Annotated in this window: 13 protein-coding genes; 5 read left to right on the forward strand and 8 right to left on the reverse strand. The window is 36.8% G+C overall.

All coding sequences use genetic code 11. The features are described from left to right. Positions 1-85 precede the first annotated feature (85 nt). From JNL75_03095 to JNL75_03120, 6 genes are all read right to left on the reverse strand, one after another. Entirely contained in the window at positions 86-436 is a 351-nt protein-coding gene (locus tag JNL75_03095) for a carboxymuconolactone decarboxylase family protein (protein ID MBL7788805.1), read from the reverse strand. 275 nt (positions 437-711) lie between these two features. Further along, complete coding sequence (secDF, locus tag JNL75_03100) at positions 712-3,759, reverse strand: protein translocase subunit SecDF (protein MBL7788806.1); 3,048 nt, start codon at positions 3,757-3,759, stop codon at positions 712-714. 285 nt (positions 3,760-4,044) lie between these two features. After that, a complete protein-coding gene (locus tag JNL75_03105; protein ID MBL7788807.1) occupies positions 4,045-5,577 on the reverse strand; it encodes a phosphatase PAP2 family protein in 1,533 nt (510 codons plus the stop codon). 42 nt (positions 5,578-5,619) lie between these two features. Beyond that, complete coding sequence (locus tag JNL75_03110) at positions 5,620-6,525, reverse strand: hypothetical protein (protein ID MBL7788808.1); 906 nt, start codon at positions 6,523-6,525, stop codon at positions 5,620-5,622. 95 nt (positions 6,526-6,620) lie between these two features. After that, positions 6,621-8,033 carry an inorganic phosphate transporter gene (locus JNL75_03115; GenBank protein ID MBL7788809.1) on the reverse strand — a complete coding sequence of 471 codons (1,413 nt, stop codon included), beginning with the start codon at positions 8,031-8,033 and terminating at the stop codon, positions 6,621-6,623. 19 nt (positions 8,034-8,052) lie between these two features. Next, entirely contained in the window at positions 8,053-9,255 is a 1,203-nt protein-coding gene (locus JNL75_03120) for a hypothetical protein (GenBank protein MBL7788810.1), read from the reverse strand. A 234-nt stretch (positions 9,256-9,489) separates the two neighbouring features. Between JNL75_03120 and JNL75_03125 the strand changes: the two genes are divergently transcribed. The 5 genes from JNL75_03125 to JNL75_03145 all read left to right on the forward strand — a co-directional run bounded on the left by JNL75_03125 (position 9,490) and on the right by JNL75_03145 (position 12,975). Continuing rightward, positions 9,490-9,816: a winged helix-turn-helix transcriptional regulator gene (locus JNL75_03125; GenBank protein ID MBL7788811.1), complete on the forward strand. Its 327-nt coding sequence runs from the start codon at positions 9,490-9,492 to the stop codon at positions 9,814-9,816. Between the two features lie 53 nt (positions 9,817-9,869). Further along, positions 9,870-10,343: a hypothetical protein gene (locus JNL75_03130; protein ID MBL7788812.1), complete on the forward strand. Its 474-nt coding sequence runs from the start codon at positions 9,870-9,872 to the stop codon at positions 10,341-10,343. Positions 10,344-10,354: 11 nt separating this feature from the next. Then, positions 10,355-10,837 carry a hypothetical protein gene (locus JNL75_03135; GenBank protein ID MBL7788813.1) on the forward strand — a complete coding sequence of 161 codons (483 nt, stop codon included), beginning with the start codon at positions 10,355-10,357 and terminating at the stop codon, positions 10,835-10,837. A gap of 260 nt (positions 10,838-11,097) precedes the next feature. After that, on the forward strand, positions 11,098-12,126 hold the full coding sequence (gene arsB, locus JNL75_03140) for an ACR3 family arsenite efflux transporter (protein ID MBL7788814.1): 1,029 nt from the start codon (positions 11,098-11,100) through the stop codon (positions 12,124-12,126). Between the two features lie 243 nt (positions 12,127-12,369). Next, positions 12,370-12,975, forward strand: coding sequence for a hypothetical protein (locus JNL75_03145; protein MBL7788815.1), 606 nt, complete (start codon positions 12,370-12,372; stop codon positions 12,973-12,975). 184 nt (positions 12,976-13,159) lie between these two features. Here JNL75_03145 and JNL75_03150 read toward each other — a convergent pair whose 3' ends face one another. Both JNL75_03150 and JNL75_03155 read right to left on the reverse strand, forming a co-directional pair. Continuing rightward, complete coding sequence (locus JNL75_03150) at positions 13,160-13,780, reverse strand: NAAT family transporter (GenBank protein MBL7788816.1); 621 nt, start codon at positions 13,778-13,780, stop codon at positions 13,160-13,162. A 109-nt stretch (positions 13,781-13,889) separates the two neighbouring features. Beyond that, a complete protein-coding gene (locus JNL75_03155) occupies positions 13,890-15,026 on the reverse strand; it encodes a hypothetical protein (GenBank protein MBL7788817.1) in 1,137 nt (378 codons plus the stop codon). Positions 15,027-15,058 lie beyond the last annotated feature (32 nt).

Below are 15,058 nucleotides of genomic sequence, written 5' to 3' on the forward strand. Positions count from 1 at the left end.
CTCTATAGCCATCCTTTTTCTTTGCAATTTCGTCAAATATTTCTGACATTTGTTCTTGTGTAAAGTTCATTTTTTCTGTGCTTTTTTATTTCAACACAAAAATCAGATTTTTGGACTTTACACACTTTTTTGAACAGTATCCTTGCCTACCACTTTTCTGGACTTTTGAAGCTATTCTTAATAGCTGTTTCATTTTCTCACTGAGATTTGAAGAATCAATATTATCAATAACACATTGAACTGTTTTACCCTTATCGCCGAAGTGCTCACTAGCTGCTGCACTATGAGAATAATGACAAAACTCGCACTCATTAAGATAAGAGACATAGGAAGCTATGAGCTCTCGTTCTCCTGAACTCAATGGAGAAGGACCCAATAAAATTTCATGTGCTAGGTTTAATACCGTAAGCGTATTAGTAATAGTCCAATGTCGCATGGCTCATTGCACTAAACAAATACAGCTACGGCATTTACCATAGCAAGGTTTTAAAATGGGTTAGACCATTTTAAAACCGCTATTGGTATAACAAAACATTGCCTGTAGATTGCTTATATTGTAATAGTTCTGCGATTCCAGGTTTATCTATACCGGTATCAATATATGCCATAAGTATAGTTTAAATTAAAATTCAAAAGTAAGAAATAAAGCAAAAATTAAAAAAAAGGAGAGCAATAAACTCGCTCTCCTTTCTTTTAATTAGGAAAATGACCCTAATTTTTCTTCGTTTTCTTATCAAACAGGTTAATAAAATCCAGCGCTACAGGAGAAGCTACGAAAATAGAGGATAATGTACCGATAATAACACCTATCACCATGGTAAATGAAAATCCTCTCAATGATTCTCCACCAAAGAAGAATAAAACAAGCGAAACAATTAATAAGGTAGATGCTGTCATAATGGTTCTCGATAAGGTAGCATTGACCGCATCATTGATAGTTTTAGAAATATCCTCCGTAGGGAATTTCTTTCTAAATTCTCTGATTCTATCAAAAATCACCACGGTATCATTGGTACTGAAACCTATAATAGTCAAAATAGCAGCTATTACCGACTGGTTGAACTCTAAAGAGAATGGCATGATATCCTTCAGAAGAGATAATAGACCCAAGGTAAAGAACAAGTCATGTATAAGAGCAAAAATAGCTCCCACTGAAAACTGCCATTTGTCAAATCTTAACCAAACATATCCGAAAATACCAAGTAGTGCTATAATCGAAACCCAAAGGGCACTATTCTTAATATCATCAGCTATAGCAGCATCTATTTTTCTAAAATTGGAAACATACTTTGTATCGAAATATTTCTCTTCAGGTTTATTGGTATAGTAAGACTGTACACCCTTATATATTTCACCTAATACTATTTCATCATTTTTCTTAGCCTCTTCTTGCGTTTCACCAGCTTTGCCATAGAGATGAGCAGTGGTAATTTGGACTTGATTTGGTTTTCCAAATGTTTTCACAACAATATTCTTGTCGAAATTAGAAGCTAATGTTTCTTTGATTTTGGCAGCATCTACGTTTTTATCAAAGGTCACCACATAACTACGTCCTCCTATAAAGTCCACACCTAAGTCAAATCCTCTGGTGAAAATAGAAGCAAAGCCAACTACGATAAAGAACAATGAGAATGCATAGGCATATTTTTTATTCTTGATAAATTGGAAATTGGCATTGACGAAATATTTATCATAAAAGCTCTCAACAAATTTTACTTCTTCGTTTTTCTCATGCTTGATATTGAAGATTTCTCTGGTCAGTAATACTGCAGTGAAGAGGGAAGTTAAAATACCAAAAGTCAAGGTGAAAGCAAATCCCTTAATAGGTCCATATCCAAAGAACATCAAGGTCAATGACGTAATCAAGGTAGTCACGTTGGCATCGATAATCGTCCAGTACGAATGCTTATAGCCTGCAGCTACTGCATCCCAATAGCCTTTTCCATTTCGCATTTCTTCCTTGATACGTTCGAATATAATCACATTGGCATCAACTGCTGCTCCTATTATCAATACGATACCAGCGATACCAGGTAGGGTCATAGTAGCATTGATAGAAGATAGTACCCCTAGTAGGAAGAACAAATTGACCAATAAACATATATCCGCTACTAATCCAGGCCCTCTAAATAATAAGAACATATATGCCAAAATCAACAACAATCCTACCAATAGAGAAATCATACCCGACTGGATAGTTGCCTGCCCTAGCGTAGGACCTACTACTTCTTCTTGAATAATTTTAGCCGGGGCATCTATTTTACCAGAATTTAGAATATTTGCTAGGTCTTTAGCCTCCTGAGCTGTAAAGCTACCAGAAATCTGTGATTTACCACCTGCTATGGCTCCACCTACACTAGGTGCAGAATAGACGGTATTATCCATAACGATAGCGATACTCTTATTTGGGAAATTAGGGTCACCATTGGCTGCAAATGCAGTCATGCGCTCCCAAATTTGTGCTCCTACTGAGTTCATAACCATATCCACGCCTTGCTGACCTTTGTCATCAGTGCCTGGCATAGCACTTGTCATCACATCTCCAGTAAGCGGTGCTTCTGTAGTAGAGCCCTTAATAGCGAATAATTGATAAAACCTACCAGCCTTGTCTATTGGTTGTGCGCTCCATAGAAATTTCACATCTCCTTTCAAATCTTTCTTGACTTCTTCTTTGGCAAGCATTTGAGAGATTTTATCCATATCTTTTTTATGGGCATATCCGAGAGCTGGGCCTTTAGCATAGTTTCTGTTATCTTGTTCGAGCGCAGGCATGAATACTTCGTATAATGGATTCACATCTTTCTTGGACGAATCGGGTTTGTCAGCATTGTTGGCAGCCATTTTATTTAAAACGGCATTGGCGCCAGTAGCTAGTGAATCTTTCTTAGTAGTATCTGTAACTACAGGTGCGTCTTTTTTAGCCTCGAGGCTAGCGAGTCCTTTTAGAGTCTCATTCACAGCTTCTAAATTCCTCGCCACCTCTCTATTATCATAAACATGCCAAAATTCAAGGCGTGCAGAAGTAGTTAGCATTTTTTTCACTCTAGCCAAATCATCTGCGCCTGGAAGCTCCACAATGATACGACCTGCACCTTCTTGCAATGTCACCACGGGTTCCGCTACTCCGAATTGATTGATACGAGACTTCAATACGTTGTAGGTTTGATTTACCGCAGAGTTGATGTCTGTTTCTAGCACTTTTAGTACAGCCTCATTCTTATCAGTTGGCTTGATTTTTTCTGCATACTTCTGATTTGTAGCAAAGATCGCAGCCATACTAGCATTAGGGTCGATTTCATTGTAGGCTTTTACTAAAAGAGTAGAGAAATTATCTTGCGAATTAGCCTGCGCTTGAATCGCTCTGTCGATAGCTTTATTGAAGATGGGGTCTTGTGATTTATTAGAAAGAGCTCTCAAAATATCCCCTTGATTTACTTCTAGCACGAAACTCATACCTCCTTTGAGGTCTAGTCCCAGATTCAACTGGTTTTGATTAATCGTCTTATAATCATATTGAAATAAGAATAAATCTAGGAAAGGCTTTTCTGTAAAAGAGTCTCTGAAATTCGATCTATGATAACGCTCCATTTGCTTGAGCGAGTCGAGCGAAACGCCTTGGAGCTGAGAAGTATTTTTCGCTACATATTCATTCTCCGCTTTATTAAACATCCACCCTACTATAGAAAATGATAGATAATAAGCACATATTAAAAACATGGCTATAGTGATAAAACGAACGAGTCCTTGTCCTTGCTTCATTGTTTAATTATTTTGATTTGATTCGATTTTTTAAAAAATAGTCTGCGAAAGTAAGGAATTTTCACTTTCTACCTATATATTTTTAATAACTAGGCTTGATTTTTAAGCCCTTAGAGTCAATAGAGCACGATTTCAATGAAAATCTACCTCATCTAATACCGTAAGCGTATTAGTAATAGCCCAATGTCGCATGGCTCATTGCACTAAACAAATACAGCTACGGCATTTACAATAGCAATGTTTTAAAATGGGTTGGACCATTTTAAAACCGCTATTGGTATAATACTACTCTGCACCATCTCCTTTGGCACGAGCTACTGCGTATGCTGCGACTTTATATCCCGAGGTCAAGCCAACTTCACAGTCCGAGCGATAGTGGATACCTCCGTAGATTCTGGATTCAGAAGCTTCCTTAGCCATAGCTTGATATTTGCCTGATTGACTTGGGACTAAATGAGATAAGATACCAGCCGCTGCACCACTAAAGGTACTATGGCCAGAAGTATAAGCTGGAAAATTTGGCAAGCCCACCGTCGTTTTGATTCGGCTGTCTATCTGCATAGGGCGTGGATTGAAATAATAAAACTTGGCATCCCAGCAAACGATAGCAGCATCCATAAGAGTCATATTCAATAATGCCAAATTTCTAGCCCAACGTACTTCACTGATTTTTTGCTGCACAAAATCTTCAGCTGCTATATAATTCCAATGACCAGGAGGAGTGTAGGTGCGAACTCCATCTGCCCAAAAAATGCAAATTCGTTCTTGTTCTCTCGTCAAATTGGTCGTCACCTGATAAACTTCTTCCAATTCTTTTTTAAACTGGGCAGAAGAAGTAGAAGGAGGTGGTCCAGGTCTAAGGCTAGTTGCAATATCCGCTGTAGAGAATAAAAATGGCTTTACATTTCCAAACAAAGGCAACATAGGAGGACGTGGTGGAGTTTCCTGACTTAACCATGGTATCTCACCTTTAGTTACTGCGGATTGTTTCATTGACTCCCAGATAGCAGGAGTACCCACTGCAGCGCCAGCTCCATCCGTTCTCGCTCTCGCTATAAATTTTGCTGCCACAGCTTGTCCAATCGCCTGACCAGCCTCTAACTCCTCGCGCACATTTCCTCCACCCATCAATCGAGCATTGAAATGGTCTCTATATTTCTGATTGATAAATGCCGTATCCGCAGGAAAAAGCAATTTCATAATTTCAACCGAAGCAGCCATAACTACAGCATCTTCACTCGGGAAATTAGAACCCGAACTATGAGAAAAATAGGTCTGTACACTTGAGTTAATAGACGAAGGGCTCGATCTCTGATATATTTTTTTATAATGATAAGCAGAAACCAATGCGTCATATTGCGCTGTACTCAAATATGCATAGGCTCTAGCAGCATAGGGTGGATTCGCAAAAGGAAAAGTAGGATAGGCAAAAGGATTGGCAGCACTGGGCACAGGATAGGTGCCATCTGGATTTTGATAAGGTGGGATATTGTTTTTAGCGACTAGTTCACGCATAATTTCATTCCACCGCAGCACCGCTCCAGCACTCCAGTAGCGAATATTGGACTTTTGAGATTCTGTTATGTTTTTTTGTAAATCTATGACCTCTGCGAGGTCGGTTTGATACCTTGTCGAACCGACTGAATTAGGAGTAGGGCAAGCTATTTCGCTGGCACTGGTTAGCAAAATAGGTTTCCAATTTCCTGCATTTTCATCGCCACGAATTGGATCTAGCTTAGGATATGATAGATTAGCTTCTTGTATATCTTTCTGACAAGACATGAGAAGAGACAAAACGAATAAAAAGAAATAACGCATATAAGAAGTATTAGAGCCTAAAGTAAATTTAAAGAGAAATTATTAATGTTTTCGAGTCATATCTATAATATAAAATGCTCCTAGCCCTAGACCAGTCCACTGACCCATATTCCTGCCAGCAAAGGTGGTAAAGCCATTCGCCAAAACGGATAATCCATTGATAGGCGTTTCATATTTCAGATAAATACCCAGTCGCTGATAATCCATATTATTGCTAGGAAATGGCATAGCATTTCTAGCAATATCGAATCCACCTATGGTATTCATATTTTCATAAAACACATCGGCTATAACATCTTGATTTCGATATCCAAAACGTGCATTCCACACCCATACATCAGGCATAATGACTTCATTAGAATAAATTTGTCGATCGGTATAATAGGTATTTCTATCTAGGAAAATATTTTGGCGATGCATATAGGTGGCAGATCCTGTGAAATACCAACTATTTTTTTCATAATCTACCATCATTCTATAGCTCCATACTCTACTCTGCATACCGATAGCGAGTGGCAGTACATCTGGCGTATAATAGCGCGTAGGCATAGAATAACCCAAAGCAGGTATGATTTGTAAATCCCCTTTGAATATCTTTTTCTGTATCAGTGCATACTTCAGCCATAAGGATAAATCTTGCACGCCATTCTGTCCTTGCATATTTCCGGCAGAAGCTTTGGTCTGAACATAGGGTAAATTAAAAATAAAATTTAGTCGGTCCGATAAGCCATAATTGCCCATAACGCCTACTGAGGTATTGGAAACCGTGCCCATATTGAGGTTATCACGCTTATTCACTCCTTCCCAGTAATGAGTAAAGCTAGTATATGAACCTAAAACTCCCACACAAAGGTTATTGCGGCTCATAAATAGTCCATCGAAGTCTGTTTGTGCCGAGACAGACAAGCCCAAGAAAAGTAAAAAAACAAAAACGATTAAACCTCGCATGAATAGAAAATTTAAACAAATATAATACAAAGTTTAATAAATCAAAAAAAACCGCTTCCAAAGAAGCGGTTTGTAAGTTTCAGAAATACTATGGATTATATAAACAATCTAAATATCAAATATAAACCCAAAGAAAGTAAAATGGTCACTGGCAAGGTCAATATCCATGCTAAAGCGATATTCTTAATAGTTCCTTTCTGTAGATTCTTGACACCACCTGTAGCCACCATAGAACCAGCTACACCCGAGGTCAATACATGGGTAGTACTCACTGGCAAACCGAAATAGGTACTTAAGCCAATAGTCGATGCAGCCACGATTTCAGCTGTTGCACCTTGTCCATAAGTCATGTGTGTTTTACCTATTTTTTCTCCAATGGTTACCACGATTCGTTTCCAACCAATAACCGTACCAATACCAATAGCTAATGCTATCATCATTAAAACCGTCGTACCAGGATTGCCATCGGTATATGATTTTAAATACTTCACCTCAGATTTTAACTGAGTTTTCTCATCTCTCGAAAGCAAATCTTCTTCCTTCATAGTATGCTCCAAATCCTTTTGAATTGATGTCAATCTCTTTCTAATTTGGAATACCCCTTTCTTAGTGGTATCGGACCGATTGCTTATATCACTCTTAAGGTCACTAATCGACTTTAAGGTTTTTGTAAAATGTTCATCCCCATTTTTAGCTACTAAAACTGATTCTATTGTAGATAGATGCTTCATAGATTCATCATTGGCAAAGTCAGATTTTAAAGCATACTGTAGAGGGAAAAATGTCATCAAAATAATCATAACAAGACCTAGTCCTTTCTGACCATCATTACTACCGTGAAAGAAACTCACTAAACTGCAAGTTGAAATCAATAAGGCTCTTACTCCTGCTGGAGGTGGCTCGTTCGCATTCACTTCTTTGAATAGTTTTTTCTTTCTGAGTAATCTGCGCAGGATAAAAACCAAAACAATAGCAATAGTGAAACCAAATAATGGAGAAATGAGCATCCAACGAAGGACTTCCAGCCCCTTTTCAAACGGTTTAGAATCGACAATATCTTTTATACTGCCACCATTTACAAGAAAAAAACCAACCATAGCACCCAGTAGTGAGCCTATCATGGTATGCGAACTTGAACAAGGAATACCAAAATACCAAGTACCAAAGTTCCAAATAATAGCACCCACGAGAACTGCAGCGACCAAAGCGATATTTTCCTGAGTACTGAGATTGGCGATTTTTTCCATAGGGAGGAGTTGCACCATTTTTACAGCCACTTTCATTCCGAATAGATAAACTGAAAGTGCCATACCTGCGAAATTTAAAAAACCGGATAAAAAAACTGCTTGCTTTGCGGTCAAAGATTTCGTATAAATGACGGTGGCTACTGCATTGGCGGTATCGTGGAAACCATTGATAAATTCAAAGATAAGTACTGTAGCGATGCAGAAAATAAATAAGGCAAGCATCGTGCCATCGAGTTGTGAGAATAAATTGAAAAATTCCATATTAATTAGTTTAAAAATTTTAAATTCCTATTTCTACTTGTACTACAGGTGCCCATAAATCACTTACTTGCTTCTCCGCAGACAAATTATAATTGTTGAAATAATTTATAGCACCCTGTACTTTAAATTTATGTTTATTAAAATACTTCGTAACACCCAGAGTCATTTGATGCTGCTGGTTTACAGAAGCCTTCATGTCCTCTTGTGGATTCACTACACAGTATCGAGCAGCTATTTCAAACTGATTCTTAAAACAATAACTCACTTGAGTATTCCAGCCATTACCTGTGGTGACAATCGACCTCTGTGTTTTGGCAGTATTCTGCGTAATGGAAGAATCCGTATTTCTACTTAAATATTCTACCATAATGCCTAGCCCTTTATATTTAAACATCATATCTGCAAAGGCTGACTTTAGCGTTCTAGCTTGAAACAAATCGTTGCCAATTTGACCGTTAGTTCGGATAGCCTTTGAATTTATACTATAGGTAGCTGCAACTGATAATTTAGGTTTGTCCTCATGTTCAATATCTCCTTCAAAATAATCACCATTATTTTTAAAACTACCAAACGGCAAATATTCTACTCTACCAGTATAACAAAGTCCATTGTCCGTTCTCTGAATATTTCGACCTTCTCCTGTGGATATAGCACCTCTGAACCTAACGATACCTTTTTTAGAAATATGATGATTGGTAAATAAAAATAGTCCAAAATCTCTATCAATATTAAAAGCGGCATTGGCTATAGATCTATCAAAAAACTGCAATGCACCAGAACTTACGACGCGCTCTCTATTACCGGGCAGCTTGGTTTGTCCAAATCCTATTTCTATTCCAGTATTTGGACGGTAATAGAAAACCGCATCCCTAATTATATTGGGATTATTATTAATTGAAGTCACATTATTTGCTCCAAAACCTTGGTCATTGGTAGAGAAAGCCAATTGAAGATAATAACCAAATTTAGGACTTATCATATTGCCTCTAAATGACAATCGTGTTCTAGCCACAGAGGCATTAAAAGAACCGGGTTCAAAGTCCTCCCCTGACAATGTATTCATTTGTGCTCTAATCTGCATTCTAAATCTTAAATTTAGAGTCCAATTGCTATCTGGAGTAGCTATACCCAAGCCATCCTTAAAAGAAAATTTTGGCGAAGCGTCTTGCGAATATAGCATAATGCTAAAAACAGTAAATACTGCAGTAATAGTTAATTTCATAAAAGTTCAATTTTTTCGGGGACAAAACTAAAGCGAGATATTTTGTCCAATGTTAAGCTAATGTTATGTTTGTTATCAAAAGGTTAATTTAATGTTAAGTCAATTGATTTTCAATTAGTTAAAACCCATTATGTTCTTATTTTTTTACGCCTTTATCGCCTTCTAATTAATAAATTTAACTAAAATACTTCCTTTCAAATTATTTATTGTAATATTGCAATATATAAATATAAAATGGGAATTTCAAAATCAGATCATTTTTCTAAAGAGCAAAACGAAATTGCAACGATAGCTAAAGCCTTAGGAAATCCAGCTCGAATAGCCATTATGGAGTACTTAATGAGCGTCGAAACCTGTATCTGCGGAGACATTGTCAATGAACTACCTCTAGCTCAACCCACTATCTCTCAGCACCTGAAAGAATTGAAAAATGCTGGTTTAATAAAAGGGAGTATCGAAGGGAATGCTATATGCTATTGTATCAATGATGCATGCCTAGAGACTATTATGAGTTATTTTAAGAATATGGCGAGTAGGTTGAAAAAGAAGACCTGTTGCTAATGCTAATTCTGAATTCTTAATAAATAAAATATTCACAATTAAATAAATACATTATGCTCTTATCCGAATTCACTAAACACCTCGAAACTCTTACTGAAGTCAATTTCAAAAAACCAGATGGAACAGATGTTCCCAAGCATTTTCATATCACCGAAGTCGGGCAGCTCACGAAGAAATTCATCGACTGTGGCGGCACTATTCGAAATGAAAACGTCATTTCCATGCAGCTATGGGAAAGTATTGACTTTTGGCATCGCCTAGAACCTTCCAAATTGATTTCTATCATAAAATTATCTCAAGAAAAATTAGGGATCAAAGACCACGAGATAGAAATAGAATATCAAGGAGAGACTATAGGAAAATACGGTGTTCAATTTGAGAATGGAGTTTTCAACTTGACAATAAAAAAGACAGATTGCTTAGCTATCGACCAATGCGGAATACCCGTAGATAAAATAAAAAAGGACTTATCTGAACTAGGTCAGAAAGTAGAGTCTTGTTGTTCACAAGGTGGCGGGTGTTGTTAAATTTCAAGTGTATGAATAAATTAAAAAATCTTTGGACAACAATCGTCGGCAGTGTGAGTTCCATATTCCCATTATTTTTCGCATTCTGCAAGCCAGGTGGAGCATGCGCTGTAGCCTGTGCTAGTCCTATTGCTAGTCTTTTTGGTATCTCGAGTGCATCGCTAGCTGCTACTCCGCTTATGAAGTCACTATATCCTTTATTGCTAGTCATAAGCGCCGTATCCTTTACCGTGTCCTATTATCGACTTTATGTACTTCCTCGCTATGCTGTATCTGGTTCAAAAGGCTGCGATGATGCTTGTGCTTGCGATCCGGGGAAAGATGATAAGCAACTAAAACTATCTAAGTATATTTTTTGGATAGGACTACTTGCGAGTATTGTTTTCTTTTCGTATTTCGAATTTCAAAATTACAAATTAAACATAGCAAAAAATCAAATAGAAAATAGTGAAGTGGAAGAAGCCTGCTGCGCAGAAGGCAGTTCATGCGAATAAAAACACAAGATTTCCTTTGCAATTAACCTAAACTTAAACCACATAGAAACATAGATTCATCACTACTACATGTAACTATGTCGAAATTTATTGCCTATGTATTGTAAAATTAAATTGTGTTAGGAATGCATAGAAAGCTTAGCTTTAACACAGAGAAAATGAATACAAAATATCTATGTATCTATGTAGTTTGAAATAGCGTTTATCAAAAATCCCAGTAAGTCAAATAATAATATTCATTTAAAATCAAAAATCCCTCGATGCAACCCAAATTAAAATTTTTAGACCGCTATCTCACATTATGGATTTTCTTGGCGATGGCATTAGGCGTTTCCATAGGTTATTTCTTTCCTAGTACACCCGCTTTTATCAATCAATTCAATAGTGGCACTATCAATATACCTCTTGCCATTGGTCTTATTCTCATGATGTATCCACCACTTGCCAAAGTTGATTTTAAAAAAGTTCCTCAGATGTTTAATCAACCGAGGTTGCTTTTCACCTCATTCTTTATCACTTGGATTGTAGGACCTTTCCTCATGTTTCTTTTGTCTATATTTTTTCTAAAGGATTATCCCGATTATATGACCGGACTGATTATTATAGGGCTCGCTCCCTGCATAGCCATGGTCATAGTCTGGAGCGAATTAGCGGGCGGCAATAGAGAGTTGATCGCTGGACTCATCGGTATCAATAGTGTACTACAAGTGCTTTTTTTTAGTGCCTATGCCTATTTTTATTTAGAGTTTATGTTGCCTTTATTTGGCATTGAAGCCTTGAGCATCGATATTTCATTTAAGCAAATTTTAGAAACAGTATTTATGTATCTGGGTATCCCGTTTATTCTCGCTATGCTTAGTCGAATCATTCTGATTAAACAAAAAGGCGAGATATGGTTCAATTCTAAATTTATTCCTAAAATATCCCCGATTACACTCCTCGCTCTTCTCTTCACTATCGTAGTCATGTTTAGTCTTAAAGGAGAAATGATAGTAGAATTGCCATTCGATGTTTTACGCGTAGCCTTTCCCTTGAGTATATTTTTTGTCATTATGTTTTTTCTGATGTTTTTCGTCAGCAAAAAAATTGGGGCGAATTATCCTGATACCGCATCGCTATCTTTTACAGCCAGTGGCAATAATTTTGAACTGGCTATAGCCGTGGCAATTGGTATATTCGGCATGAATAGTGGACAAGCTTTTGCAGGGGTCATCGGACCTTTGGTCGAAGTGCCAGCGCTCATCTTATTAGTTAAGGCAAGTCTATTTTTAAAAGCAAAATATTTCTAATTATACAAATTTAAACCACATAGGACACAATAAAAAATCGAAGATTTTATCTATGTATTCTATTCATCTACTAGTCAAACTGAATGAACCATTTTATATTAGTATTCAATAATCTATTCTTCCATTACAGAAGGCTCAATAATAAAAAACTATATGTACTATGTGGTTAATATATAGACATAAAATCAGTAGTAAAACAAGTTTTACTCGCAAAGAAAAACATAGACCTAAAAAATTTAAACTATGTATCAAGAAATATTGAATCACATAAATACATTTTCTGAAAATAATATTTCCACTGAGAGACAAAATATTTTAAAACCTCTCGTTGATTATATTCAAGCGAAAAAAAATAGTGGAGAAACCGTTCGCCTCAATTTTATTTGTACCCACAACTCGCGAAGAAGTCATTTATCCCAAATATGGGCGCAGACCTTGGCTTTTCATTTTGGGATAAAAAATGTGTATTGCTATTCAGGTGGAACAGAGACTACAGCCATGTTTCCTAAGTTAGTAGAAACTTTGACAAATCAAGGATTTCAAATTCTAAAGCTCTCTGAAAGCGAAAATCCAGTTTACGCTGTAAAGTATGATGAAAATGAGTGTCCAATTATTTGTTTTTCCAAAACTTACGATTCAAAATTCAATCCTTCAGCGCAGTTCGCAGCTATCATGACTTGCAATAACGCCGATAATGGCTGCCCATTTGTCATAGGCGCAGAGGCGCGATTTCCTATAAAATACGATGACCCCAAGGCTTTCGATCATACTGAGTTGCAATCACAGAAGTATACCGAGCGCAGTCTGGAAATAGCACAGGAAATGTGGTGGTTATTTTCAAAAGTATAGTTGGGATATATCTATTAAAAATTATCGTATGCTAAAAACTATCATTTAGCCTCATTCCTTGTATCAATCATTTTATAATTCCTCTGTTAAGTTAAATAAGGAAGCAGTTTGGGTTACCAAAATTTTTTATGAAATAGTAAACCTAAATATTTGATATCATAATTAAAGTTTAATTCTTTTTAGATTAATGCATCAACTTGAACACTGTTTTCAATATTTGCTCTACACCTATAGCTATTAAAAAGAATCCAATAATTCTAGACAAAGCATTCAAGCCACTAGAACCAAGTATCCTAAATATTAGCTGAGAAGATTTCAAAATAATAAAAATGAGAACGACAACTAAAAGCAGGGCTATACCTATAGACAATACATCTGAAGTATTGGTATATAAATTTCTATAACCGATCAACGTAGAGATAGTACCAGGGCCTGCTAACATAGGGATAGCTAATGGAGTAAAGGCTATCTCTGATTTAGTACTTAACTCTTCCTCAATAAATTTTTTCTTCATCCCTTTATGTTTATTGAAAGTACCTGTAAGAAGGGAAAACCCAGAGCTAGCTATAACTATGCCTCCTCCGATACGCAGCGAATCAATAGATATACCAAAGAAATACAATAGATTATTGCCAAGAAAGAAAGAAACTAATAAAATAAGAAGAACATACATACTTGTATAAAGTGACACTTTGGTGATATCTTTTCTCGACATTTCTGTAGTCAAGGAGAGAAAAATAGGAATGGTTCCAAAAGGATTGATGATAGAAAAAATTGAAAGAAAAACTTTGAATATAAACTCCATATTGAGTGTTTTAAAAAAATTAGCCGCCCCCTTTCGGAAGCGGCCGTGAAAAAATTGAACTAATGAAACTAACTGGGCTCAGCTAGAGACATTACTCTTAATTAATTTATTAGAACCAAACCCAAGAAGGCTTATTAGCTCCATTACCTGCACCTGTAGCTGCTGCACCCTCTGTGATAACAGCACTTACATCTGGCGAAGCCGTACCATCTTTACCTTTTGTCTTGGTAGTTACATCTGAAAAAGTGATATTATTTACTTTCAATGGGCTACCTATAGCTGCGATAGTAGCAGGATGCTCCACTCCTACACCTACTGAAAATCCTTTCATAAATACATTGGTAATAGTGCCTTTCACACCTCTTCTGAGATAAATACCTTCTCTTTGTGTAGCTACGGTAGCACCTCTACCTATGAGAGTTACATTAGATACTGTAGGATTGGTAGCTGGTGTAGCTAAATTATTATCAGGATTGCCATCGCACTCCATTCCTCTAGAGTCAGAAGAAGCATTGGTATTGGAGTTTATAGAATACAAGTAATTTAACGTGCCAGAATAGCCTAAGTCATAGTCGAAATTATCATCATCATTATTTTCTGCATAGAGATAGCTGCAATTATTAGTACCACCATACCATTCAAAGGCATCATCGTTGCCATTGAATATAGCTACATACTCACATACCGTGCCGCTACCTACACTGAAAAATGAAAGTCCATTCCATTCTTTATCACCATTTTTGGCACCTGACCTAGCAATAATAGCATAGCGTATAGATCCAGAATTATCCGCTGCATCTGTACCACCATACTGCACACCATTGATTTCAGAAGCCGCATTGATTCCTACATTGTTAGGAGCTTTACCATGAATAGCAATGCCGCCCCATGCTCCTCTTTCAGATCCTGTAGCAGTAAATGTAACAGGCTTCGTTGCTGTTCCATTTACATAGATCTTACCTCCTCTTTCTACAGAAATAAAAAGGTTTGATGCACCCTTATCTGTTTGTGCTATGACCGTTACTCCTTCTTCGATAGTCAAAGTAGCGCCATCCTTAACATTAAGAGGACCTGTTAATGAATAAGACAATCCTGCCTTGAGCACGACTGTTCCATCTTTAATGTCACCTTGTAAATCATTTTGATTTAAGACAAAGGTAGAAGTAGGTCCAGATTCTGTCTTTTTAGAACAACCTACGATTGCAGCCATACCTAAAATGGCTAAGCTTAATAATTGTTTTTTCATTTTGATAAAGTTTTTTGGTTAATAAATTTATT

The organism is Chitinophagales bacterium, assembly GCA_016787225.1.
GTDB lineage: Bacteria > Bacteroidota > Bacteroidia > Chitinophagales > JADJOU01 > CHPMRC01.